This window comes from Bacillus sp. FSL W7-1085 (genome assembly GCF_038595035.1).
Classification (GTDB): Bacteria; Bacillota; Bacilli; order Bacillales; family Bacillaceae; genus Bacillus; species Bacillus altitudinis.
The window spans coordinates 284245-308175 of sequence record NZ_CP152000.1; the positions used below are offsets into that span (position 1 = coordinate 284245).

At 41.7% G+C, this 23931-nt stretch carries 23 protein-coding genes; 16 read left to right on the forward strand and 7 right to left on the reverse strand.

The annotated features are described in order from the left end of the window. The first annotated feature begins 4 nt into the window (after positions 1–4). Both MKY11_RS01560 and MKY11_RS01565 read left to right on the forward strand, forming a co-directional pair. Entirely contained in the window at positions 5–943 is a 939-nt protein-coding gene (locus tag MKY11_RS01560) for a response regulator (RefSeq protein WP_285529009.1), read from the forward strand. 193 nt (positions 944–1136) lie between these two features. Then, positions 1137–2228 (forward strand): SEC-C metal-binding domain-containing protein, encoded by a 1092-nt coding sequence (locus MKY11_RS01565; RefSeq protein ID WP_251211056.1) that lies wholly within the window; start codon positions 1137–1139, stop codon positions 2226–2228. Positions 2229–2276: 48 nt separating this feature from the next. Here MKY11_RS01565 and MKY11_RS01570 read toward each other — a convergent pair whose 3' ends face one another. Continuing rightward, the gene (locus MKY11_RS01570) at positions 2277–3317 is read right to left on the reverse strand and encodes a DUF4352 domain-containing protein (protein WP_008342147.1); all 1041 of its coding nucleotides are present in this window, start codon (positions 3315–3317) and stop codon (positions 2277–2279) included. A 498-nt stretch (positions 3318–3815) separates the two neighbouring features. Between MKY11_RS01570 and MKY11_RS01575 the strand changes: the two genes are divergently transcribed. Continuing rightward, positions 3816–4745 carry an aldo/keto reductase gene (locus MKY11_RS01575; protein ID WP_178896794.1) on the forward strand — a complete coding sequence of 310 codons (930 nt, stop codon included), beginning with the start codon at positions 3816–3818 and terminating at the stop codon, positions 4743–4745. 35 nt (positions 4746–4780) lie between these two features. On the opposite strand, the gene MKY11_RS01580 is transcribed toward MKY11_RS01575, so the two are convergent. Both MKY11_RS01580 and MKY11_RS01585 read right to left on the reverse strand, forming a co-directional pair. Next, positions 4781–5746, reverse strand: coding sequence for a GHKL domain-containing protein (locus tag MKY11_RS01580; RefSeq protein ID WP_251211055.1), 966 nt, complete (start codon positions 5744–5746; stop codon positions 4781–4783). Between the two features lie 11 nt (positions 5747–5757). Then, the gene (locus MKY11_RS01585; RefSeq protein WP_007498366.1) at positions 5758–6459 is read right to left on the reverse strand and encodes a LytTR family DNA-binding domain-containing protein; all 702 of its coding nucleotides are present in this window, start codon (positions 6457–6459) and stop codon (positions 5758–5760) included. Positions 6460–6619: 160 nt separating this feature from the next. Here MKY11_RS01585 and MKY11_RS01590 point away from each other — a divergent pair, with 160 nt between their 5' ends. Together MKY11_RS01590 and MKY11_RS01595 are read left to right on the forward strand one after the other, a co-directional pair. Next, complete coding sequence (locus tag MKY11_RS01590) at positions 6620–7360, forward strand: ATP-binding cassette domain-containing protein (RefSeq protein ID WP_007498365.1); 741 nt, start codon at positions 6620–6622, stop codon at positions 7358–7360. After that, the gene (locus MKY11_RS01595) at positions 7360–8541 is read left to right on the forward strand and encodes an ABC transporter permease (RefSeq protein WP_046526598.1); all 1182 of its coding nucleotides are present in this window, start codon (positions 7360–7362) and stop codon (positions 8539–8541) included. The genes MKY11_RS01590 and MKY11_RS01595 overlap by 1 nt, the downstream gene beginning before the upstream one ends. A 56-nt stretch (positions 8542–8597) precedes the next feature. Here MKY11_RS01595 and MKY11_RS01600 read toward each other — a convergent pair whose 3' ends face one another. After that, positions 8598–9149, reverse strand: a complete 552-nt coding sequence (locus MKY11_RS01600) for a hypothetical protein (RefSeq protein ID WP_251211054.1) — start codon at positions 9147–9149, stop codon at positions 8598–8600. A 230-nt stretch (positions 9150–9379) separates the two neighbouring features. Then, positions 9380–10441 carry a DUF4352 domain-containing protein gene (locus MKY11_RS01605; RefSeq protein WP_024719008.1) on the reverse strand — a complete coding sequence of 354 codons (1062 nt, stop codon included), beginning with the start codon at positions 10439–10441 and terminating at the stop codon, positions 9380–9382. A 539-nt stretch (positions 10442–10980) separates the two neighbouring features. Between MKY11_RS01605 and MKY11_RS01610 the strand changes: the two genes are divergently transcribed. Continuing rightward, positions 10981–11409 (forward strand): cell wall hydrolase, encoded by a 429-nt coding sequence (locus MKY11_RS01610; protein WP_008342138.1) that lies wholly within the window; start codon positions 10981–10983, stop codon positions 11407–11409. A gap of 112 nt (positions 11410–11521) precedes the next feature. Further along, positions 11522–12304 (forward strand): glucose 1-dehydrogenase, encoded by a 783-nt coding sequence (locus MKY11_RS01615; RefSeq protein WP_072367531.1) that lies wholly within the window; start codon positions 11522–11524, stop codon positions 12302–12304. A gap of 19 nt (positions 12305–12323) precedes the next feature. Here the strand turns inward: MKY11_RS01615 and MKY11_RS01620 are convergent, their stop codons facing one another. Both MKY11_RS01620 and MKY11_RS01625 read right to left on the reverse strand, forming a co-directional pair. After that, entirely contained in the window at positions 12324–13364 is a 1041-nt protein-coding gene (locus tag MKY11_RS01620) for an acyltransferase family protein (protein ID WP_178929540.1), read from the reverse strand. A gap of 213 nt (positions 13365–13577) precedes the next feature. Continuing rightward, entirely contained in the window at positions 13578–14570 is a 993-nt protein-coding gene (locus tag MKY11_RS01625; RefSeq protein ID WP_045034624.1) for an LLM class flavin-dependent oxidoreductase, read from the reverse strand. A 417-nt stretch (positions 14571–14987) separates the two neighbouring features. Here MKY11_RS01625 and MKY11_RS01630 point away from each other — a divergent pair, with 417 nt between their 5' ends. The 9 genes from MKY11_RS01630 (at position 14988) to MKY11_RS01670 (ending at position 23924) form a co-directional block, all read left to right on the forward strand. After that, positions 14988–15590, forward strand: coding sequence for a TerD family protein (locus tag MKY11_RS01630; protein ID WP_008342134.1), 603 nt, complete (start codon positions 14988–14990; stop codon positions 15588–15590). Positions 15591–15610: 20 nt separating this feature from the next. Next, entirely contained in the window at positions 15611–16192 is a 582-nt protein-coding gene (locus MKY11_RS01635) for a TerD family protein (RefSeq protein WP_008342133.1), read from the forward strand. Between the two features lie 41 nt (positions 16193–16233). After that, a complete protein-coding gene (locus MKY11_RS01640) occupies positions 16234–16812 on the forward strand; it encodes a TerD family protein (protein ID WP_342501770.1) in 579 nt (192 codons plus the stop codon). A 140-nt stretch (positions 16813–16952) separates the two neighbouring features. After that, positions 16953–17732: a TerC family protein gene (locus tag MKY11_RS01645; RefSeq protein ID WP_007498342.1), complete on the forward strand. Its 780-nt coding sequence runs from the start codon at positions 16953–16955 to the stop codon at positions 17730–17732. Positions 17733–17814: 82 nt separating this feature from the next. Further along, a complete protein-coding gene (locus MKY11_RS01650) occupies positions 17815–19008 on the forward strand; it encodes an HpcH/HpaI aldolase/citrate lyase family protein (RefSeq protein WP_135010193.1) in 1194 nt (397 codons plus the stop codon). Further along, positions 18992–20323 carry a phosphoribosyltransferase family protein gene (locus tag MKY11_RS01655; RefSeq protein ID WP_135010338.1) on the forward strand — a complete coding sequence of 444 codons (1332 nt, stop codon included), beginning with the start codon at positions 18992–18994 and terminating at the stop codon, positions 20321–20323. Before MKY11_RS01650 ends, MKY11_RS01655 begins: the two co-directional genes overlap by 17 nt. Further along, complete coding sequence (locus tag MKY11_RS01660) at positions 20316–21425, forward strand: cysteine protease StiP family protein (protein WP_135010191.1); 1110 nt, start codon at positions 20316–20318, stop codon at positions 21423–21425. The genes MKY11_RS01655 and MKY11_RS01660 overlap by 8 nt, the downstream gene beginning before the upstream one ends. Beyond that, complete coding sequence (locus MKY11_RS01665) at positions 21422–22237, forward strand: HAD family hydrolase (protein WP_058336322.1); 816 nt, start codon at positions 21422–21424, stop codon at positions 22235–22237. Before MKY11_RS01660 ends, MKY11_RS01665 begins: the two co-directional genes overlap by 4 nt. Before the next feature lie 70 nt (positions 22238–22307). Beyond that, complete coding sequence (locus MKY11_RS01670) at positions 22308–23924, forward strand: YceG family protein (protein WP_337903000.1); 1617 nt, start codon at positions 22308–22310, stop codon at positions 23922–23924. Positions 23925–23931: the final 7 nt, after the last annotated feature.

Consider the following 23931-nt stretch of genomic DNA (forward strand, 5'->3'; position numbering starts at 1 on the left):
GTGTATGCGATTTTTCATTGCAGATGATGATCGTGCAATACGCTCGATTTTAGGTCAGATCATTGAGGATGAGGATCTAGGAGAGGTCGTGGATGAAGCTGATGACGGCATTGGATTAGAAGCGAATTCATTGAACCTGAAAAAAGTAGACATCCTTCTGATTGATCTTTTAATGCCAGCTAGAGACGGCATTCAAACCATACGCCATATTCACCCTGAATTCAAAGGAAAGGTCATCATGATATCTCAAGTAGAAGCAAAAGAGATGATGGCAGAAGCCTATGAACTTGGAATTGAATATTATATTCATAAACCCGTCAATCGAATTGAGATTGTCAGTGTCATTCGAAAGGTCATGGAGCGGATCAAGCTCGAAAAATCAATTTACGATATTCAAGCTTCTCTTCGGCATGTGCTGCCATTAGAGCCAGTGATTTCTCATGAGACAGGTACTGGATCAAAGCGAAGAACGATGAAAGAGGCAGGGGAATTCCTCCTATCTGAATTAGGAATTGTCGGAGAGAGTGGCTCTAAGGATTTACTAGAGATATTGATCTACTTACATGAAACGCAGACAGCCAATTCTCATGAGGTGAATTTTCCGCCATTAAAGCAACTATTTATCAAAACGGCGGAACGAAAGCTTGGTCGTGGTGCGGCGGATGTGGAAGTGATGCGGGAAGTGAAAGCAGCAGAGCAGCGAATTAGACGAGCCATCCATCATTCCTTAAATCATTTCGCATCACTTGGGCTCACAGATTTTTCAAATCCTAAATTTGAGCACTATGCGTCGAAGTTTTTTGATTTCACTGATGTCAGCCAAAGAATGAAAGAAATGCAGAAGACTTCTTCGCCCGCAGGGTCAACAGGCAGAGTCAATACGAAAAAGTTCGTGCAAATCTTTTATTTTGAAGCAAAGCAGCTATTCGAAGGGATGAGCTGAGGGAAATCTATTGGAATGATTGGAGAAAATAAACAGAGACAGAGTGCTTTTGACTATGAGCCGCCTTGCTCTTTTAGACGTCTTTGTTATTTATCTGATCATTCTGATTTTTCTTTTTTCTTGAAAATAAAACTCTCCTGTGCAATCGTTTGTTAAAATAGTGAGGTTAGACTAGAATGTCGGAGGTTTTATTTTGGGAAAAATTAAACGAAATGCGCTCTGCCCATGCGGAAGCGGAAAAAAATATAAACATTGCTGTGGTCAAAAGTCAGGCGGAGAACAAACGTCTGAGCTTGTGTTTAAGGAAGCTGTACAAGTTCAAAAGGATTTAATGAATTATGCGTTCTCTAAGCATCAGAGAGCGATCAATCAATTCATTAATGAGTTTTCTTTCCTAGCAGATATGGATAAAGAAACGCAACAAATCTCAGTCTTTCATTTGAGTGTATGGGGCATTTTCTTCCGCCCATTAACAGATAAGAAAGAGACTATCTTCCAAGAATTCCTGACAAAAAAAGCAGAAGATATTACCCGTCCTAAAACAAGACAAGTGGTTGAATCTTGGACAGACATGGAGCCATCTTTGCTTTTATTAAATGAAAAAACGGACGAGTCTCTTTACTTTGAGAATATGGTGACAGCTGAGAAGGTTGAAGTTGATGTGAAGCCGGATCAAACCGTGCTGCCAGAGAAAGGTAGTCTTGTTCTAGGTTTCCCTGTTCAGTTTGAAGAAAAAGCAGAGTTTTTCATTCAATATACGATGTTCGCGAAAGAGTTTACTGATACGCTTCTTCTTCAGGTTCGCCAGCTCGTTGAAGCACATGAGGCAAACGGAGGAGCACGTAGCACATTTATGAGAGAAGCCTTCCCTGAAGTGCTGAAGTGTATGTTTGCGAAGCAAGAAGCTGAAGAAATAGAAGCGCCTGCTCAAACAGAAGGAAGTACAGTAGGACTATCAGCAGATCGGATGGACTGGGCTAGTGACGTTCAGCTGGAAACAGCCAAGCTGATTGAAGACGGGATGAAAGAGCACGGTGACCAAAGCCTGACAGATGGCGCTTTAACAGTTTGGAAAGCTTACTGTGATCAGAAAGCACCTGTGATCCGGAAAGCGGCGTCATTTGCTGCTGGAATCGAATATTATATTCATTCACTTGCAAGCGATGCCCCGCTTTCTCAAGCACAAGTTGCTAAAAAGTATGGCATTAGTGCGTCTACTGTATCGAGCCGATTTAAAGATATTGAAAAAGCGGTCAAAGAAGAGCAAGAGACGACTGTATCATAGCATGAAAAAAGACGCGGTACCTTTCAAGGAGCCAGCGTCTTTTTTTCATCATCTTGTTTTAATAAAACCACTCATGTATTGCTCTGTATTATAATCATTGAGGTCAATTTTCCACTGACCATCTCCGTTACGTTTCATTTTCACTTCATACTCAGCAGGGCTTGAGACTGGAGGAAGCTTTTCAAACTCAGATGCGTACATATTCAAGCTTTTCTTATACAATTCTTCTTTCGAACGGATTTTGCCGTTGTAAAACTCATCTCTTTGTTTGTCTAGTTTGTCTTTTAAGTTAGAAGCATCAATACCGGTTACTTGAGCGACAACCTTCGCTTCGTCATCTGAGATGGTTTTCACACTTGTTTCCACTTTCGCTTTATCCTTCATTGTATTTTGCATGCGTTTGTACATGGATAAAATATCGCGGTCACTGACTTCGTTTCCATATATGCCTGCACTTCTTTTAAAGTCTTTCACAAACATTTCGTGATATTTATTAACGACATCTGATTGATTGTCACCTGTTAATTCTGAGAATTGATCATTCTTTTTGTCAAAAACAATGAGATCTGTATAAGCAGATAGTGCTTTTGCTGGGTTATCTAGCTTTTTCGCTGTGTCCAGTATCTTTTCGCCATCTAGTTCAATTTCGATCGAATCGCTGTTTTTCTTGATGCTATCTTGGTACACGAACTGATATTTTTTGCCTTTATCTACTAGGAAATAAAGCGCTCCTGATAGTGATTTCCCTTTGTTCAAGGACCCAAGATCAAGGCGGTCTTTACTGCCGTAGAATTTTAAATCAGAGACTTTGGCATCGTCCTGATAAAGGGTGAAATCAGAGTTATATAGTGAAAGGGCTTTGTCACCTTTGTTGGTGATCGTCAGGTTGACTTTTAACACCAATTCATTGTCTCGCAAGGTAGTGGTTGAGTCTTCTGGTAACGTATATTCGTAGCTATTCACTTTTACCTCTGCTGTTTTTGTTGATTTTTGGTCAGCCTTTGTTGATTTTGCTGAGCTCTGGCAGGCTGCAGAGATGATCATCACGAATGAAATCATGAGGAGTGCACTTATTTTTTTAAGATTCACAGTTGATGCTCCTTTGCTTTTCTTTCGTCATTTTCTTCCCGCTATCTGACTGAGAAAAAAGAAACAGATAGAATGGTATATTCGGGTGTTAAAGGGGAAAATCTCCTAATGACGATTTGCACTATTCATTCTATCGAATTTCATTCGTGATGAGGAATAGGTTGTAGTCCCTATCTTTGATAGATTTTTACACAAATACCTATAAAAAACGGAATTTAATAAGTAGAATATACTAGTTAATAAGAATTAATTTATCTATTTATCATGAGTTTTAAATGTTTTGTGTGTAAAAATCTTGAAATGGAGGTAGTTTTCATTTTAAAAGATGTGTTAGGATTCACATCGCAAAGCTTTTCGTTTAAGTATATCTTCATCATACGAATCTTTTTCTTTCAAAGCGTCCACCTCCAGATTGATTTTCAGAGAGCAGAATACTTGAATGTTGAAAATGATTCATGGGAAAATAAGGATGATTAAGCAGATAAGGGAGATGAGCTTTTGAAAAAAGTAACGCTTGGACGAACTGATTTACAGGTGAATCCGATAGGGCTTGGAACAAATGCAGTAGGTGGCCATAATTTATTCCCGAATCTGAGTGAAGATGCAGGGCGGGAGCTAGTAGAAACTGCTCTTGATCATGGTGTCAATTTCTTAGATTCTGCTTTTATTTATGGGCTGGGCCGTTCAGAAGAATTGATTGGTGAGATCATTGCCAAAAGAGGCGGCAGAGACGAACTGGTTCTTGCGACAAAAGGGGCTCATAAAGAAGTAAACGGACAAATCGAACTGGACAATAGCCGTGATTTCTTAAGACAGCAGGTCGAAGACAGCCTGAAGAGGTTGCAAACCGATTATATTGATTTGTACTATATGCATTTCCCAGACGGCCGCACGCCGCTGGATGAAGTGGCAGGTACTTTAAAGGAATTGAAGGATGAGGGGAAAATCCGGGCAATTGGGGCATCAAACCTTGATTTTGAACAGCTTCAAACCTTTAATCGAGATGGATACTTAGACGTGCTTCAATCAGAGTATTCTCTGCTGAAACGTCAGGCCGAGCAAGACCTTCTCCCATACTGCGTGGAGCATGGGATTTCCTTTATCCCTTATTTTCCATTGGCGTCAGGCCTGTTGACTGGGAAGTTTACAAAGGATGCGACATTTGATGATATTCGAGCAAAGGACCCGCTTTTCCAAGGCGATGCTTTCCTTCAAAACCTCGAAAAAGTAGACAAACTGAAGACCATTGCGCAATCAAAACATGCCGAAACAGCCCATGTAGCGCTGGCGTGGCTGTTGGCGCAGGATGGCATTGATGCCATTATTCCTGGTGCAAAACGAGCCGAGCAAGTCTTACAAAACTTGAAAACAAACGATGTTCAATTAACAAAAGAAGAAATCAACGAAATCGATCAGATCTTTTCATAATATAAAAAATAAGGTGCCAAGTAGCACCTTATTTTTTATGCCATTGTGAGAGGAATCTTGATCACGAGCCTCAGGTTTGGAGAACGATACGTAAAATCAAGCGTGCCGTCTGCCTTTTCAACAAGCTGATGAATGATATAAGTACCCATACCTTGATGATCACCGCCTTTTGTCGAGCGGCCAAACGTCTTGAACAGATGATCTAATACGTGTTTTTCCATGCCCTTAGTACTGTTTTCACAATGAATCAAAAAGAGCCCGCTCCGTATGGAAGTCGTGATCGAGATGCTTCCCTCGTTCCCAGCTTGCTTCGCTTCAATGGCGGCATCTAATGCGTTATCAAGCAGGTTGCCAGTAAAACTCACCTGATCCGCCTTAGAAAAAGGAAGAGAAGAAAAGGGTGCTTGAAGATCTAGTGAAAGGGCAATGTCCTCTTTTTCAGCCCGCTGGAAAAAGGAATGAAGGGTGGAAGCCAAATAAGCATTTTCCCCTTTGATCCAAGGGAAATGTTTTACGTATTGCTGAATCAAATCTTTGATCTCATGCTCGTCATTCGATGCGGAAAAGGCATTTAAATGTCTAGCTGTTTCATGGTGTTTACTTCGCAGCTCAAGCAGCAAGTCATTGGTCCTCGACTCAGCATGGATCAGCTCTTGAAGCCGTCCATTTAATCGTTGCTCCGTTTGCATCACCTTGAAGGAAAGGAGATCGGCTGTCAAAATGATGATGACAGTTAAAAGATGGCTTAGTCCATTTCCGTGCGTGAGAAAAAGTGAAATGCCTGAACAGGTGATGAGCACAAAAGCGCCTAATATCACGTAACCACTCATACCTAGCCAAAACCTTTTGTAAATGAAAAAGGTGTAAAGGCACATGATGCAAAAGGTCAGAAGCCACACCATGCTTGATGACAAAGGCAGAACAGCTTTAGCAGCAGCTTGAACTGCAAGACCGAGCCAGATGAGCGTATATATGCGAAATCCAAGATAGAAAGCGTTCACGTTCGTTCTCCTTAAAAGTAGTATTTCTTAAAGTATTCTAATTGCTGCTTCGTCATCATGGCTTTTTTATCAGTCCCTTCAAAAGACACGATAAATGAATTTTTGGCATACGCCGAAAAGTTCTTAATGTAATGAATATTGATGATAAACGAGCGGTGGGAGCGGATAAAGTCTTTCTCAGCTAAATCACCTTTTAACTCGTTGAGAGTTTGGTATGTTTGAATATCTCCTGTTGTTGTGACAATGGTCGTCGACCTGCCAGTACGTTCAACAAAGATGACATCCTTTTTTTGCAGTACATGGATATCTGATTGCTGCTTGATGAGAAGCCGTCCGTGAATGCTTTTCTCCTGCTTGGTGGACATGTAGCGCTCTAAGGATTTGGCGATTCGATCAGCTTGATAAGGCTTCATAATATAATCATGGACATTCAAATCAAAGGCATGGACAGCATACCCACTGTTTCCCGTCACAAATACAACATCCACATTCAGTGCGTGAGAGTGAATAAGGTCTGCTAATTCATAGCCTGACATGCCAGGCATCTCAATGTCTGCAAACAATAGATCAATGTCGCCCTGTTTGACCTTCTCATATGCATCCTCCGCTGACTGCGTCACAAAAACGATGTCAACGGCATCCATTCTGCCGACAATGGCATGCAGCTTTTCTAAATCCACTCGGTAATCATCGACAAGACCTACTTTTATCATAAAAATCACCTATGACTCTTCTTATTATTTGTCTATTTTACCATTTGTTTTTTAAAATGGATCATTTCAAGACAGAAAAAGGACGTTTCGCGACATTTTTATGTCAGACAGGCGGTATTTTTTCTATCATAGACGTAGATAGTCGAAAGGGGCGAACCAAATGATTACTCTCAGCGATTGTAGTTGCTGGTTTACAGATAAGAAAAAAGTCGTAAAGGCGATGAAACATATGACATTCTCCGTGAAGGAAGGAGAAGTCGTCGGCATCTTAGGAGAAAATGGTGCGGGGAAAACCACATTATTACGCGCCGTTGCGACATTATTGGAGCCTACTCATGGAACAGTCAATGTTGCAGGCTTTGATACAGTCAAAGAAGCAACTGAAGTGAAAAAGCGAATTGGGGTCTTGTTTGGCGGTGAGACGGGACTTTATGACCGTTTGACGGCTCGTGAAAACCTTGAATACTTTGGGAAATTATATGGCTTGGATCAGCATGAGATCAAAGCAAGAATTGAGGATTTAGCAAAGCGATTCGGGATGAGGCAGTACATGGATCGCAAGGTAAAAGGATTTTCAAGAGGGATGAAGCAAAAGGTGGCGATTGCCAGAACATTGATTCATGACCCTGACATTATTTTGTTTGACGAACCGACAACAGGTTTAGATATCACATCGAGTAATATTTTCAGAGAGTTTATTCATCAGTTGAAACAGCAAAATAAAACGATTCTATTTTCAAGCCACATCATGGAAGAAGTCAGCCTGCTTTGTGACAGTGTCATGATGATTCATCAAGGGGAGCTCGTGTACAAAGGAACGCTTCCAGAATTATATGCACAGGAACAAAGTGAAGACTTGAATTACATCTTTATGTCGAAGCTCGCAAGGGGGAATGCATAATGTGGAAAACCGTCTTTTTAAAAGAAATGACAGATTCGCTCAGAGACAGGAAAACGTTGCTCTTAACAGTGTTGATCCCTCTTTTGACGATGCTCGGACTCGTGTTTTTCTACGAAAGCATGATCGCTGATCCAGGCGATAAAACGTATACAGTCGCAATCAATGAAAAGCTTCCGTCCGATATGAATGACATGATCAAAGAAGTGAAAAACCTGAAACTTGAAACATTTGATGACCCGCAGCAAGCCGTTAAAGACGGTGAGGCAAATGCTTATCTAGAAATGCCAAAAGATGCAGGCGATATGCTTCAGCATCAAACATCGTTTGCCATTAAAGTCCATGGGTATCCAACAGATGATGATTCAGTGATTGCGGTTCAAATGCTGCAATCATTGCTTGAACAATATCAAAATCAAGTCGTAGAAAAGCGTTTGGCACAGGATCAGATCAAATCGTCAGTGATTCATCCGTTTGAGGTGCAATCGGTTGATGTGCAAGAAGGAGAGGACGGGGATGGAGAAAACGGGGTGACCACCATGCTGCTGTCGATTCTTCTTCCAATGATTTTAGTGACCTCTGTGATCTCAGGTGCTTTGCCAGCTGCGCTTGATATCGTAGCAGGTGAAAAGGATAGAAAGTCAATTGAAGCTTTATTCCTGACACCGGCCAGCAGACTTCAGCTTTTAATTGGAAAATGGCTAGCTGTTTCTATGTTTGGTATATTAAGTGGCATTGTGGCGATTGGCATGCTTCTGCTCTCTACATTGCTCTTTACAGAAAAACTGAAACAAGCGCTGAACTTCGGAGATCAAGTGTGGAGCATCATCGGCGTTATGTTAGCGGCATTAATTATTTTCTCATTCATGGTATCCATGATTGAACTGCTGCTCAGTGTCGTTTCAAGCTCAGTGAAAGAAGCACAATCGTACATGTCCATGATCATTACACTAGGTGTGATTCCGATGTTTTTCACCATGAGAGCAGGCGCTACGCAGCTAGATACGTATTACTTTGCGATCCCATTCCTTAATATTCACGCACTATGCAAGCAATTGATGTTTGGCATCGTTGACCCGATGTCGATTGCCCTGACGCTCGGCTCCTCGGCGCTGACAGTGATGATTTTGTTTGTCATCGTGAGAAGCTTGTTTATGAAAGAGAAATGGATGCTTGCGAAATAAAGAAACGCCCTCTATGATAGAGGGCGTTTTCAAGTGAATGCCGATCACCGTATGTTTTAGTCTAAGAAACCGAATTGATACAAGTTCTCTAAATAAAATTGAAAATACTCGTCATGAATATCAACTGGATATTCTTCTAACTCATTTTCAATAAGTGCACCTACAATTAAAGCATTTATATACCTATCAAGCTTTTCGCAACTAGCTCTTACGGTAAATTCTGAAACATATACTCCATCTTTACTTTCTAAAATAATATCAATTCTTCTACCTTCTTGTTCATCAAGCAATAAATGATTATAATCCCATTCTTTTACTCTTTTAGGATTTAACGGATGGAGACGATTATGAAGTACTTGTTCACGATGATCCTTTTTTTCCTCATTCGAAAACAATTGAATCAATATACTCGGATCATCAATGACAAAACATTTATATATCTTAGTATATTCAAAGTGATCATCATTTACTAAATCTAAAATCTTTGTTTTTGAAAATTCTCTAGCTTTAAATTTAGACGTTATCATCTCAACGACTTGTTCTTTAGTAAAAGTCAATTGATCTTTTTTATATAAATACTGTTTATATAGCTTTTCGTAATGATACATGATTCACCTCTATTTACTATTTAACAGGACCTCCGTAATAAGCATGAGCTTTTGGAGTCCTTTTATAGGGATGCCAGTGATAATAATACCCTTTTTGGGGCTTGTTTTTGATTTATCTATTTCTTTAAATGGTTTACCTTTTGTATTAGCTCCAGCTGCAACACTTCTTGTCTGTCGCTAACCAGATGATAAATTATAACAAAAAACCCCCGGGAACCGGGGGTTTTTCTTTAGTTCTTGATGAACTTTTCAACCAATGAGCTTGTTTTGTAGTCGTTCAAATCAAGTTTCCATTGGTCGATATCGTTTTTCTTCATGTTCACTTCTACTGTTTCTTCAGAAGATGATGGTCCTAATTTTTTAAATTCATCTGGATAGATAGAAAGTAGATATTTCTGTGCATCATCATAAGATGCTGTACGGTTTTTGCTGTAGAATTCAGTTGCTTTTTCTTTTAAACGATCGACAAGCGGGCTTGCATCAATTGGTGTAAGTGTCACAGTCACGACAGCTTTATCACCGCTGATTGATTTTGTTTTCGTTGATACTTTTGATTTTTCAGCTAATGTTTCTTTCACAGCTTTTAGAAGCTTATCAAGGTTTTCGTCTTTTGCTGAGCTAGATGAAATACCAGAAGAAGAAATGTAGCCTTGTTTGAATGATTTATCAAATTCGTTTACGACAGTTGATTTGTTATCACCTGTTAGTTTTTCGAAATCGTCATTTTTCTTACCAAAGATCATGACATCAATATAAGAAGAAAGGGCTTTTGCAGACGCTTGAAGTGTATCTGCCTTTTTCATCAAGTCTTTTCCTTTAATATCGAATTCTAGTGTTTTGTCATCTTTTTTCGATCCAGTACCAGGCTCTGTGTAGACAAGTTGATAGTCTTTTTCTTTATCAACCACAAAGAAAAGACCGCCTTTTGATACTTTACCTGCATTTAGAGAGCTTGAAGATAATACTTCGTTGTAGTCATCAGGAGAGATGGTAGACACCTGAGCGTCATCTTGGTAAAGCGTAAAGTTGCTTTTATCCACATTCAATGGTTCTTTGCTGATGTTTTTTACAGATACATTCACTTTTAGGACATATTGATCATCCTGAACAGATGTATCGTATTGAGGTGGTAAAGTGTACTCAGCACTTTCTACTTTTACTTCAGCTGCATCAAGGGATTTTTTTGTATCGCTTTCTTTCGCAGCAGTTTTGTCTTTTCCACCACTACAAGCAGCAGCGACAACAGTTACACACAAAATCAGAAGAAACAGGGATAATTTCTTTTTAAACATGAGATGTTTTCCTCCTCGGGTTTTATGGTGAATTTCATTGGAAAGCTTTAGTTCATATCGTTCTTTTTGCACAAAAAGAAAAATACTGTATGTTTTTTACTGTAGAATGAAGCGAAAGTACTGTCAATACCTCAGTGCGTTCGAAAGGTTCATCCACTTCAAGTAGTAAAAATGACACTATGTTGAGAGGAGAAATGTGTATTTTATTGTTTGAAATCTCCTGTAAAAACTCAACATTTTATATTTTAAGGTTTTGAGTCGGATTATTGAATAGGTTCAAATGACTGTTTTTGAAGAAGATGTAGCAAATAGAAGGATTTTTATGACTTGTAAATGAGTCGTTAGTAATGAATATTTTTTCCTGTGATGTGTATGATCACTAGGTTTGTGTGTTGTTGACATAGAGACACTTGTCCAGCGAAATGTTGAGGTATTTAGACAGGCTCTCGACACGGAATGTGTCTTTTCCCTTCAAAATGGCAGTCATCTACACAGAAACCCTACATAAAATAAAAGAGAAATGAATGGGAGGTGGATGTATGGCAGTGGTAAGAGCGACAAGCTCTGATATTGATTTAATGGCCAGACTGCTGAGAGCCGAAGCGGAAGGTGAAGGGAAACAAGGGATGCTGCTTGTAGGAAATGTAGGCATCAATCGTTTGCGTGCCAACTGTTCTGACTTTAAAGGGCTGCGTACGATTCCACAAATGATTTATCAGGAGCATGCGTTTGAGGCAGTCACGCATGGCTATTTTTATCAGCGAGCACGAGAAAGTGAAAAGACACTTGCACGGAGGAACATTAATGGTGAACGATTTTGGCCTGCGAAATTCAGCCTTTGGTATTTCAAACCGCCTGGAAATTGTCCATCCACTTGGTACAATCAGCCGTTTGTGGCAAGGTATAAGTCACATTGCTTTTACCAGCCCACAGCTGAAACATGTGAGAATGTTTATAACACCTTTTAGCTTGATGAACAGCACAATCCTTTGTATTCAAGAGGATTGTGTTTTTCTTTTTTTCAAAATGGGTAACCATTGTGTATCAACAAGATGAAGCACGTGATTGGAGGAAATGAAGATGTATCAAGATTTAAAAGGGAAAACAGCCATTGTGACAGGTTCTTCTAAAGGCATAGGACAAGCCATTGCCTTGAGATTTGGACAAGAACAAATGAACGTGGTTGTGAATTATAAAGGTGATGAAGAGGGTGCTGAAGAAACGGTACAAGCCATTCAGCAGCATGGAGGTAGGGCGGTGAAAGTACACGCAGATGTCTCCAAAGAGGAAGGGATTCAGGCGTTAATGGATGCCGCGCTGGAGAATTTTAACGCACTAGATGTGTTCGTCAATAATTCGGGATTTAATGGTGAAGAAGCAATGCCGCATGAAATGACGTTGGAACAATGGCAAAAGGTCATTGATGTGAATATCACAGGCTCATTTTTAGGAGCAAAGGCAGCAATCGCCTATATGATGGAGCATGATGTGAAAGGATCAATCTTGAATATATCCAGTGTCCATCAAGAGATCCCGCGTCCGTTCAATGTTCATTACTCTACTTCTAAAGGAGGAATGAATATGATGACGAAGACGCTGGCTCTTGATTATGCCGAAGCGGGTATTCGGGTCAATGCGATTGCACCAGGTACAATGGCAACGGAATCAAATGACGACCTTCAAGATGAACAGAAAAAACAAAAGCAGCTTGAGAAAATTCCAATGAGAACGTTTGGCGAGCCAAAGGAGATTGGGTCCGCCGCTGCATTTCTCGTATCGAAAGAAGCTGCCTATATTACAGGTACTACATTATTTGTTGATGGAGGAATGACGCTTTATCCTTCTCAATTAAATGATGAATAATAGAAAAACATCCGCCCCATTAGCCGGCGGATGTTTTTTCTTTGTAGCGGTGTGCTGACTTTGCTGGTTTGCCGAGCAGCATAGGATACTTGCTCAAGAAAGAGATACATGGCACCATGAGCAGCAATGTACCGATCGTATAAAAGAGCGTCCAAGAAAGCTGCGCTGTATCAGAGATATTGATGCCTAGTCCGTAATAAACAAATGCCTTCATGATATCGATACCGGCAAATTGCAGGACGAGAATCACAATGGAATGACGTCCGAGATACGTCAATATCGTGGACGTTTTCAATTTGAAGCTTAAATAAATAACAGCAGCTGAACCGAGCAGTGCACAAGCATAAAAAATGAATAGATCCCCATAGTCATTGACCCGCATATCAATTCGTGAATTAAAGCTTTGCATATATGCAGTCAGTACAAGCAGACCTGTACATAACAGAAGGGTAGGATCTGTTTTTAATTCCACAAACCATTGTTTTGCTAAAAATCCGATTGAATAAAACACAACAGCCGTTAACGCAACGTTGGCATTCCAAGGGAGACTCTGGTTTAACAATAGCGTGGAAGCATATCCGGCTCCGCCGCAAAGGACGGTCAGTAAAATCAATACAGCTGGTTTTCCTTTTGTCAGACGATGCATCAAGAAAAACAACATTTCCACTAAAAAGAGCGTCGTTAAAAACCAGATGGCTGGGTTATGCGTCAGTCTTGCTTCATCGGCATTTGAAATGAAAATCCCTGTAAAAGGAACGAAGGGATCAATATCTGTTTGCCCCTTAAAGGCGAAAAATCGGGTCACCGTGAACCAGAAAACGTACGTAATAATGGAGAAATAGAGATAAGGTAAGAGCAAGCTTTTTGCTTTTTTCTGTATAAATGACAGAGCAGGTTGTGAGGATGATCGAAACATCATACCTGATAGTAAAAAGAAGAGTGGCATATGAAAAGAGTATATAAATTGCTTGAATGAATCAGGAATGGGTACATGTGCCATAACGACGAGCAGAATGCCGATTCCTTTAGCCGCATCCACCCAGTCGAGTCGTTTATTCATGGCCAGTCATCTCCTTCCTTTCTCAGCATTGTAAACCGTTACTTCATATGTACCTCTACTATATAAAAGGTACACCTACCATGCGTTTACAGTTCGCTAACGATTAGAAGACACATTTGCGATCAGATGACAGAAGGAAGCTTTTTGACATCTCGATGTTACATTTCCCATTTTTTATGACAATGTAAAAAAGAAGCCAATGAAAGATTGGCTTCAAAATAGTTCTGCGATTCGTTCAAAGGAACGCTGTTTTTCCATTGGATCAAATGAATTGTTTAATATCATCATCTCGTCCGTTTGATAGCGGTCCATTAAGATTTGCAGCTGTTCTTTCACTGTTTGCTTTGAGCCAACAATCATTCGCTGGCGGTTTTGTAACACTTTTTTCTTTTCTTGCTCAGTGTAATGATAGTTCTCTGCTTCTTCTATAGAAGGAACGCGGCTGTCCAGCCCTTTTTCAACCCGAAGTAGCCATAAATCTGTACTGGTGGCAATGCGGCTTGCTTCCTCGTCTGTGTCTGCGCAGATCACAAAGACAGCAAACATAGACTGAGGCTGACGTGAGAAAACGGATGGAGAAAAGTGTGACCGATACGCTTCAAAAGCTTGCCGGCCTCGTGCAGGATGAATAAAATGTCCGAAAATATAGTTGATTCCAAGTGATGCCGCCTGGATGGCACTGTTTTCCCCGAGTCCAAGCAGCCAGACTGGCGGATAAGAATCAACGAGCGGAGCCGCTTTCACTCCTGCATGCCGATGACCAGAAGGCAGGCTGTCAGATAAGTAAAAAAGAAGGTCCTCCAGCTGGCGGTCAAATTGAGATAGTTCTTTCTTCACGCCGTCTGTCAAAGCAAGTCTCGTCCGTTCAATTCCGCCTGGGGATTTACCAACCCCGATCTCAATCCGCCCAGGGTAAAGGGCTTCAAGCTGGCGGGTGACTTCTGCTACTTTAAAAGGGCTGTATTGCGGGAGTAAAATACCCCCAGAGCCTGTGCGCAAAGTCGATGTGTGTGAAGCAATATGTGCCATTAATATTTCAGGCGCTGTACTCGCGAGTCCTCTCGTGCTGTGGTGTTCAGCAAACCAATATCGCTCATACCCCAGTGTTTCCGCAAGCTTGGCCAGCTCTGTCGTATGAACCAATGTTTCTTGTGCGGATTGGCCTTTAGGGATGGCGACTTGATCTAATATATGAAGTGATGGCATCATCAACACCCTTTCATCAATACGTTGAATTCTATTCATAAGTATAAAGAAAGTCAGGAACGGAAGGAAATGAAAGGGTTTATCACAGCTATGTACATGAATTTTCTATATCAACATATGAAGCGGCATCGATCCCTTCGTTTAAGCGAGAGGCTGTGTAACGGGAACATTCGACAATGTTTCACATGAAACACTTCTTTTACGACATGAATCATTTTTGCCATGGATCTTTCTTTAAAAAAATATCATCATATTGAAACCTCTTTTATACATAGATCGTATATACTAGTAAATAGAAAAAAGAGTAAGAGGCTCCAATGTCATTTCATGAATTTTGTCGAATTTTCATGTATGATGATTTTAATAGGGTCCATCGCTTAATAAATAGATTTTTATTATGCTGGAGGAGTGATTGATTTGGCGATTACATTAGAAAAAGGTCAACGTATTGATTTAACAAAAGGAAAAGCAGGACTAACCAATATTCTAGTTGGACTTGGCTGGGACCCTGTGTCACAAGGCGGCGGTTTTCTTGGAAAGCTGTTTGGCGGCGGAGGCGGCGCTGATATTGATTGTGACGCTTCAGTGCTGATGCTGAAAAATGATAAGTTTGTTGAAAATAAAGATTTGATTTACTTTGGTAACTTGAAAAGCAAATGCGGCAGTGTTGAGCATACAGGTGACAACCTGACAGGTGAAGGAGACGGAGATGATGAACAAGTTCTCGTCAACTTAAGCAAGGTGCCAGGCAATGTGAATAAATTGGTGTTCGTTGTGAACATTTATGATGCACTTAGAAGAAACCAACACTTTGGTATGATTCAAAATGCTTACATCCGAATTGTTGACCGTTCAAACAATCAAGAATTAGTGAAATATAATTTGAAAGATGAATATGCAGGTAAAACATCATTAATCGTTGGAGAGCTTTATCGCCACGAGAATGAGTGGAAGTTTGTAGCTGTAGGAAATGGTACAAACGATGCGAAGCTTGCCGATATTACGAGAAACTACATTTAATTAGAAGGGAGAGGTTCCTAGTGGGAATTTCTTTAGCGAAAGGTCAAAAAATTGATTTAACAAAAACGAATCCAGGTTTAACAAAAGTAGTCGTAGGTCTTGGCTGGGATGTAAACAAGTATGATGGCGGACATGACTTTGATCTAGACGCAAGCGTATTCCTTTTAGATGCAGCAGGGAAAGCAAACTCTCCATCTGACTTTGTCTTCTACAATCAAACAACTGGCGGTGGCGGAAGTATCGTACATACAGGCGATAACCGTACAGGTGAAGGAGACGGAGATGACGAGCAGGTCAATGTTGATCTTTCAACTGTACCAGCAAGTATTGAGAAAATCTCCTTCGTCATTACAATCCATGATGCAGAAGCACGCAGCCAAAACTTTGGACAGGTGTCTAACGCTTACGTCCGTATTTTAAATGCGGCATCAAATGAAGAGCTCATTCGCTATGATTTGGCAGAAGACTTTTCAATTGAAACAGCGATTATTGTAGGTGAATTATACCGTCATGGCGGAGAGTGGAAATTCTCAGCTGTTGGATCAGGCTATCAAGGCGGACTTGCCCGCATTGCAACAGACTTCGGCTTAGATATCGGGTAACGCCCGTTTTCATATTTTCAGAAGATAGGAGAGATACGAATATGGCGATTCAGCTTTCAAAAGGACAACGTGTCGATTTAACGAAAACCAACCCAGGGCTGACAAAAGTGATGATCGGACTTGGCTGGGATACGAATAAATATTCAGACGGAGCCGAATTTGATTTGGACGCTTCGGCTTTCTTAGTAGATGCAAACAATCGTTGTCAACAAGATACAGACTTTGTGTTCTATAATAATCTGCAGCATCCAAGCGGCAGTGTCACTCACACCGGTGATAACCGTACGGGTGAAGGAGATGGAGATGACGAGCAAATTCTCGTTGATTTCTCGAAAATTCCTGCTAACATTGATCGTATCGGAATTACAGTTACGATTCATGATGCAGAGGCGCGCAGCCAGAATTTTGGACAAGTCTCTAATGCATTTGTTCGTGTTGTAAATGAAGAGGGCGGGGAAGAATTGATTCGTTTTGATTTAGGGGAGGACTTCTCAATTGAAACAGCTGTCGTTGTATGCGAACTATACAGACACGGCAGCGATTGGAAGTTTAACGCAATCGGAAGCGGATTCTCTGGCGGTCTTGCAGCTCTTTGTCAAAATTATGGGTTAGAAGTGTAAAGAGAAGAAACAACTTCATTCAAGAGGCGCTGCCAATGACTCATATGAGGGTATTTTCCAAAGTGAGAAAGAAACAGCGATCAAGAATAACAGCAGGCGAAAGCCTGCTGATGCTTCTACACTTATAGGAGGAAAACCAGTTGGACATTTTGAAACATATGTTGGACACGTATGCCTCGTTTTTTGATTGGCATATGTGGGCAGAGGTATTAACAAACCCTGTCTCTTGGGGGCTTATTGGGACCCTTGTCGTGCTTGAAGGTTTGTTGTCAGCGGATAATGCACTTGTATTAGCTGTTATGGTGAAACATTTACCTGAAAAGCAGCGTAAAAAGGCATTAACCTACGGATTAATTGGCGCTTATTTCTTCCGTTTTCTATTTATTGGCGTAGGGATGCTACTTATTAAGTTTTGGTGGATTAAGGTTCTAGGCGCTGCATACTTAGCTTGGCTGGTCATTAAGCACTTCTGGTTAGGTGACGGAGATGACGAAGCGAAGGAATTGAAAAAAGAAGGCTGGATGATTCGTGTATTTGGCGTCTTCTGGGCAACTGTTATTTCTGTAGAAATTATGGACCTTGCCTTCTCGGTAGACAGTATTCTTGCTGCATTCGCTGTATCTGAGGAAGTATGGATTCTTCTTTTAGGTGGAATGCTTGGAATTCTCATGATGCGTACAGTGGCACAATTATTCCTTGTGCTCATCGACCGGATACCAGAGCTTGAGAATACGGCATTTATTCTCATTGGAATTATTGCCATCAAAATGGGCTTAAGTGCTGCTCATATTGAAATCCCGCATCTTGCATTCTTTGCGATTATTATCCTAGCGTTTATCGGAACGTTTATTGTTCATAAAATCAATAAGAAGAAGCATCAAGGTGTAACAAACGAAGCTGCGGCTTCAAAAGAAGAATAGGACGATCAAAAAGGAATGGAGTTGACTAGCGGCTCCATCCTTTTTTGAATCATCAAGTCATTACAACAGGAGGTGGCACTGCATGCGATATTTTCGTTTTTTATCAGAGACGAGGCAGCACGATATTTTTTTTAAGCGGCCGGCGGCAGTTCATTCATTGACGCCAAGGCATGTACTTGCGCATGCATTAGGTGCTACTTTGTATATGCCTGCGACAAGACAGGATGTAGCAGACATGCTGCTTTCGCAGAAATATGAAGCGCTTTGCTCTGTTGTGTTTTGCTTGGAGGACGCCATTGGTGATCAGGAAGTGGACATGGCTGAACAGAATATAGTGGCACAATTGACCTGCCTTTCTGAGACATTTCATCACTCTCCAGAAATGGCTGAGCATTTGCCGCTTTTATTTATTCGGGTCCGTTCGCCCAAACAGCTGCTCAAAATGGCAGATTTGCTTGGTCCCTCTCTTCATTTACTGACTGGTTTTGTGTTTCCAAAGTGCTCCGTTCACAATGCAAAGGAATATGTGGACAGTTTGAAACAGGCTTCAGCACAAACTCAGAAAACACTTTACGGAATGCCCATTTTAGAAACACCAGATTTATTAGAAAAAGAAACGAGATATCAGGTGTTGTCTGAATTAAAGCAGATCATGCTGAATGATGAGGAATATATTTTGAATATTCGCATTGGGGCAACGGATCTGTGTGGATTATACGGCATTCGCCGTGATCGCGAGACCACTATTTATGAGATCAGAGTCATTGCTGAGTTGATCACAGATATCATCAATTATTTTGGTCGTTCATTTGTGATATCAGGTGCTGTATGGGAGCATTTTGGACCGGCACGAAAAGAACAAAATCCATTCATCCGTGCAATTTCTAAGAGCGGTGAGTCTTCCTCATCTGAACTCGATCATATGCAAGGTCTGCTCAAAGAGACAAGGCTGGATGTGGTAAACGGTATTCATGGCAAGACAGTCATCCATCCAACGCATCTCAAGCCAGTTCAAAGCATGTACGTTGTCACAAAAGAAGAGTACATGGATGCATTAAGTATTTTAGAGCATGCAGATGGTACAGTCGGCGTGATGAAGAGTACCTTCTCTAATAAAATGAACGAAACGAAGCCGCACTATCGCTGGGCGGAAAACATTTTAATGAAGTCAGACATTTACGGGGTGTTTCATGAAAATAGAAGCTATATCGACATACTCACAGAATCAGAAGCCGCATACGCTGAACATCTTGGAACATATGGAGGTGGAGCTTAACCTCAAAGGGGGTACGCTTCAGCTTGAAAAAGAACATCTTTTTGACATGGCGGCACGGGTGAACAAAAAGAGAGCCTTTTTATTTGTTAGTAAGGTGCTCGGGAAACATATGCCTGTTCACCCGTTGAAACCACTCCTCGTCTCAGGTCTTTTGGCAATGGCTTATGCAAAAGAACAAACAGGCAAGACGCCCCCGCATCAAGACGATATAGTAGAAGCACTAAAAACGAATGATCATGTTAAGTTAACCGAAGCCTATGCTGCGCTCAAAAAAGAGAAGCTTTCGGCGGTAAACGAGCCGATTGTGATCGGCTTTGCTGAAACGGCAACTGCGCTTGGTCATGGTGTGTATGACGTCATAGAAGGAGCATCTTACATTCATACGACACGTGAACAGCTGTTGGATCTTGATCCTTCACTCGTATTTGAAGAGGAACATTCTCATGCGACAGATCAGCTTTGCTACGCAGACGACGCCTTACTTCGGACGGATCGCCCGATTGTGCTAGTAGATGATGAGGTCACGACAGGCCGGACAAATATGAACATCATTCGGGATCTGCACGCAAAGCACCCTAGATCCTCTTATACGATTCTATCCATTTTAGATTGGAGAACAGAGGAGCACGAGGAAGCGATGCTTCAGCTTCAAGAGGAGCTAGGTGTAAATATCACATCATTATCTTTATTAAAAGGGCAGATGATGTTTCGGGGGACAACGCTGGATGAGCCTGCTTATTCGTATGAAATTGCTGCGCAAGAGAAAAGACCTGAACTCTCTTTTCATTCTCTTCAATCCTTCTTTAAGCAAGTGCCATATTCACTTTCCCATGCAGTCAATCCGGCGGGGCATTCGCCGTATATCCATGAAACAGGTCGTTTCGGTTTAAGCGCAGCGGACACGGATGCCATTGATCAAGCAGCTGCTGAGGCTGGGCTGAAGCTTCAGCGAAAACGAAAAGGAAAACAGACACTCTGCTTAGGAACAGGAGAATTGATGTATGTGCCGATGAGGCTTGCAACTCATATGGGCGAAGGTGTCCTTTTTCATTCGACGACAAGAAGTCCGATTCATCCGGTTGAAAAGGAAGGGTACGCTGTTCAAAACGGATTCGCATTTTTGAGTCCAGAAGATGCCCGCATTCAGCACTATGTGTACAATATCCCTAAAGATCAGTACGATGATGTCTTTTTGTTTTTTGAGAAAAAGGTGTCTCAAGAAGCTTTGATGCCGCTGATCCACTTATTTGCTGAGCGGCATGTGAAGCATGTGCATATTGTGACTTTATCAGATGAGGTGAAGGTGAATGACTAACGTGTATACAAAGATGGGAAGCTATCCAGAGCAGGACGTAACCTTCTTACTCAAGGATTTATCGTCGATTGAGATGGAGAAAAGTACTGAGGAGCGGGAGCGCTCTATTCAGAGCGGTGCCCATTACTCAGAAATGCTGCCAATTGAATATAAGCCGACGGCATCTTATATGGACTTATTCTATCAATCTCTTGAAGAAAGTAAGCAAAAGGTAGCGGAAGCCGTAGCGGTTGTCGCAGAACAAATTGTGAAAAAGCGAGGATTTCAAACCGTTCTGTGCAGCTTGGCACGGGCTGGGACACCAATCGGGGTGCTCATTAAACGGTATATCAGAAAGACGTATGGTCTCGATTTGCCGCATTATAGCATCTCTATTATTCGTGACCGTGGAATAGATGAAAATGCGCTACATTATATCCTCAAAGAACATCCAGGTTTTGAGATTGCCTTTATTGACGGCTGGACCGGAAAGGGTGCTATTTCTAAAGAGCTTCAAAAAGCGGTGCTTGATTTTGAACAGAAATATGGAATTCGTCTTTCGAGTGAGCTAGCTGTGCTTGCTGATCCTGGTTATTGTACGAGTGTTTACGGAACGAGAGAGGATTTCCTCATTCCAAGTGCCTGCTTGAATTCAACGGTCTCTGGCCTAGTTAGTCGAACGGTGCTAAACAACCGCTGGATCCATGCCGATGATTTCCATGGGGCCAAGTATTATGAAGAGCTCATTGATGAGGATGTCTCTAATCTGTACGTGAATACAATTGAAGAAGCATTTTCTGAACTTAAGGCAAATGTACAAGAGAAAGCAGAGACTCTGCTCTCACAAGGAACGCCTCCTGATTGGCGGGGGATGACATCCATTGAAGCAATTGGTCAGGAGTTCAAAATAGACAATACACATTTGATTAAGCCGGGCGTCGGTGAGACGACCCGTGTGCTGCTCAGAAGAGTCCCTTGGAAAATACTTATTCAGCCTGGATCTCGGGAAAAGCTCAAGCACATTTTACTACTCGCAGAGGACAGAGGCGTGCCCGTCATTGAATATGCCAACATGTCCTACACATGCTGCGGACTCATCCGTCCGTTGGAGCAATCGTCATGAAGAATATCGCATTTGCCAGTGATTTAGACCGGACACTGATATACTCACATCGAATGCTGGAGCAGTATGCATACAAGGGAGCATACGAATTAATTGAGGTGCTGGACGACCGGCCGCTTTCCTACATGTCTATTGAAACGAAAGCATCCTTACAGGCAATTCATCAAGCAGGCTGGTTTATCCCAGTGACGACAAGAACGACAGCACAATTTGAACGAATCACTCTCTTTCAGCAAGAGATTAAACCAGAGTATGCCGTCACGACAAACGGCGGCTGTATCCTTCATCACGGCAAGCCACTTGAGGAGTGGCAGGCGATTGTAGATGAGAGACTGCAAGAGTGTATGCCAGTGATAGATATGCTGCGGGCGATCTCTGAACTTCCGGTTGCCGCTTGGGTGAAACGTACTCGAACAGCTGAGGGAAGATTTCTTTATTTAATTATGAAAGACGAGTTTCTTTCTCATATTCCGCTCGCTGAATTAAGGCTGTGGGGTGAGGAGAGAGGCTGGCAAGTTTCCCTTCAAGGCCGGAAACTGTATTTTATTCCAAAGCCGCTCAATAAGTGGGCTGCTGTTGCTTTTCTAAAAGAAAGGCTACACCTTGAATATGTATATGGTGCGGGCGACTCCTTGTTAGATGCTGATCTCATACGTCAAGCGGATAAAGGCTTCGCTCCGAGTCATGGGGAAGTCTTAGATGTTGATCTATCGCTTGAACCGACGACAGCCTCTGGCATGGCGGCGGCAGACGAAATCGCCGCTTCTGTCGCAAAGAAGATGAACACAGCAAAAAAGCCTTCGATTCGATAGCAGAAGTAGAAGGCTGAATGATATGATAGTAGTAGCTTTCGAGAAAATATAGGAGAAAGGAAGGAGCGGCGTGAGCTATAAAGAAATCAATGTAACCCAGACACGGGCGAAACAGGAAGCCTGGAAAAACCTGCTGAAAAAGCCGCTCCCTGAACGAGACGGCTACGTCAAGGACGAGCACACCTTATCCTTGCCGCGTCTCGCCGCCCGTGTCCTTGGAACTCCGCATGATGCAACCGATTATTTTATTTATTTACATGAATTATACGAAACTGCCGGCATGCATATTTTAAGTGAAACCCTCAACCGGCATATTGAGCCGGAGCACTTTCAAGCGCTCCAGCGGATTCATATGATCAATCAGGAAGAAAAGGGATTGTCCGTGAATCGATTTGTGGCTTTCTTAGATGGTGAACAGCTCATTGTCCGTCATCCAAACCCAGTGATGAACCGGCATATTCGCCTTTCGTTAATCCAGGTGTTTGAACATTTCAAGCAGTTGCATGAAGGGGGATTCCAGCATCCTGATTTCCGCCGCGTGCTGCTAGATGTAGTGAAGTTTTCAAATAATCATCTAGGACCATGGCTGAAGGAAGGCAATTTGGAAGAAAAAATGCCAGCTGTCATTTGGTATGGAGAGGCGAATAAAAGTCAGCTTTATTTTCTTTACTATGTCATGCTGATTGGCTGTGATGTGGTGCTGTTTCATCCAGAAGGCAAGGATCAATTTCGTGAATTAGATCCAGAAGAAAAGCTGACTTTTATTGATCAGTATCCAGGGACGTCAAAGCTTGAACCGTTCCCTACTGAAAAGCCTGAGAGGAAATCAACGGTGGCGTACCGTTCGACAAGAGAGCTTGAAGAGGTACTTCACACAGAAGATTCCATGCTGTATAAGCCATGGCAATTCAGAGATCATACCCCTCATTCTATTACGCTAAAGACAACGTATGATGAGCTGTTTTTAATTGCAAAGGAACGGTCGTTTATCCGCCCGAATTTCAAAGCAGACCGTGACACCATACAGATTCCGAATCTTTTTGCGAAGATGATGGGGGTGACGAGAGACAAGCGAGAATATTGGGACCGTATCCATACGCTAATGGAGGGGAAAGAAACGAAAACGATCCGTCATTTCCCTTTCACACAAGAAGTGTCTTCGAATTATCAATTTCATTATCAGCATGCACTCTCTAAAGCAGGAGAGGTTGACCCTGATTTGTTAATGAAAAGCAATGTGTGGCAGTTTTCGCATTTATATGAGGGCACGCAGCGTGCGATCGCAGAGGCCATTTCTCGCATATGTCAGCATCCAAAGCTGTTAAAAGAAGGCCATGAGACCGAATTAGATGTGCGTATTTATTTATTCAAGCAGCTTTTGCATATGAACCAAGATGTAATTGAACTCATTCAAACCTTTGATTATGCCCAAACTGTGCCGAAAGTGATTTTATACCATACGGAATATAATGGTGAGCTGACTCGTTCTGATGCGGCTGCCCTGATTTTCCTAAATGAAATGGGTGTGGATCTCTTCGTGTATCATCCCGCCGGCTATCAGTGTATAGAGCGGTATATAGACGATCAATTATTTGATACACATTGGCTTGATGAAATGGTCATGAACCAAGAGTTTAAAGAGCCGTCCATTGTGAGAAAGTTATTTCAATCCATTAAAAACCGATAAGGAGATC

Bases quoted from the DNA above. Each gene is read 5' to 3' on its own strand.
- MKY11_RS01560 (WP_285529009.1), top strand. From the start codon at position 5: ATGCGATTTTTCATTGCAGATGATGATCGTGCAATACGCTCGATTTTA.
- MKY11_RS01585 (WP_007498366.1), bottom strand. From the start codon at position 6,459: ATGATAAAAGTAGGTCTTGTCGATGATTACCGAGTGGATTTAGAAAAG.
- MKY11_RS01590 (WP_007498365.1), top strand. From the start codon at position 6,620: ATGATTACTCTCAGCGATTGTAGTTGCTGGTTTACAGATAAGAAAAAA.
- MKY11_RS01595 (WP_046526598.1), top strand. From the start codon at position 7,360: ATGTGGAAAACCGTCTTTTTAAAAGAAATGACAGATTCGCTCAGAGAC.
- MKY11_RS01600 (WP_251211054.1), bottom strand. From the start codon at position 9,149: ATGTATCATTACGAAAAGCTATATAAACAGTATTTATATAAAAAAGAT.
- MKY11_RS01605 (WP_024719008.1), bottom strand. From the start codon at position 10,441: ATGTTTAAAAAGAAATTATCCCTGTTTCTTCTGATTTTGTGTGTAACT.
- MKY11_RS01610 (WP_008342138.1), top strand. From the start codon at position 10,981: ATGGCAGTGGTAAGAGCGACAAGCTCTGATATTGATTTAATGGCCAGA.
- MKY11_RS01615 (WP_072367531.1), top strand. From the start codon at position 11,522: ATGTATCAAGATTTAAAAGGGAAAACAGCCATTGTGACAGGTTCTTCT.
- MKY11_RS01620 (WP_178929540.1), bottom strand. From the start codon at position 13,364: ATGAATAAACGACTCGACTGGGTGGATGCGGCTAAAGGAATCGGCATT.
- MKY11_RS01625 (WP_045034624.1), bottom strand. From the start codon at position 14,570: ATGCCATCACTTCATATATTAGATCAAGTCGCCATCCCTAAAGGCCAA.
- MKY11_RS01640 (WP_342501770.1), top strand. From the start codon at position 16,234: ATGGCGATTCAGCTTTCAAAAGGACAACGTGTCGATTTAACGAAAACC.
- MKY11_RS01650 (WP_135010193.1), top strand. From the start codon at position 17,815: ATGCGATATTTTCGTTTTTTATCAGAGACGAGGCAGCACGATATTTTT.
- MKY11_RS01655 (WP_135010338.1), top strand. From the start codon at position 18,992: ATGGAGGTGGAGCTTAACCTCAAAGGGGGTACGCTTCAGCTTGAAAAA.
- MKY11_RS01660 (WP_135010191.1), top strand. From the start codon at position 20,316: ATGACTAACGTGTATACAAAGATGGGAAGCTATCCAGAGCAGGACGTA.
- MKY11_RS01665 (WP_058336322.1), top strand. From the start codon at position 21,422: ATGAAGAATATCGCATTTGCCAGTGATTTAGACCGGACACTGATATAC.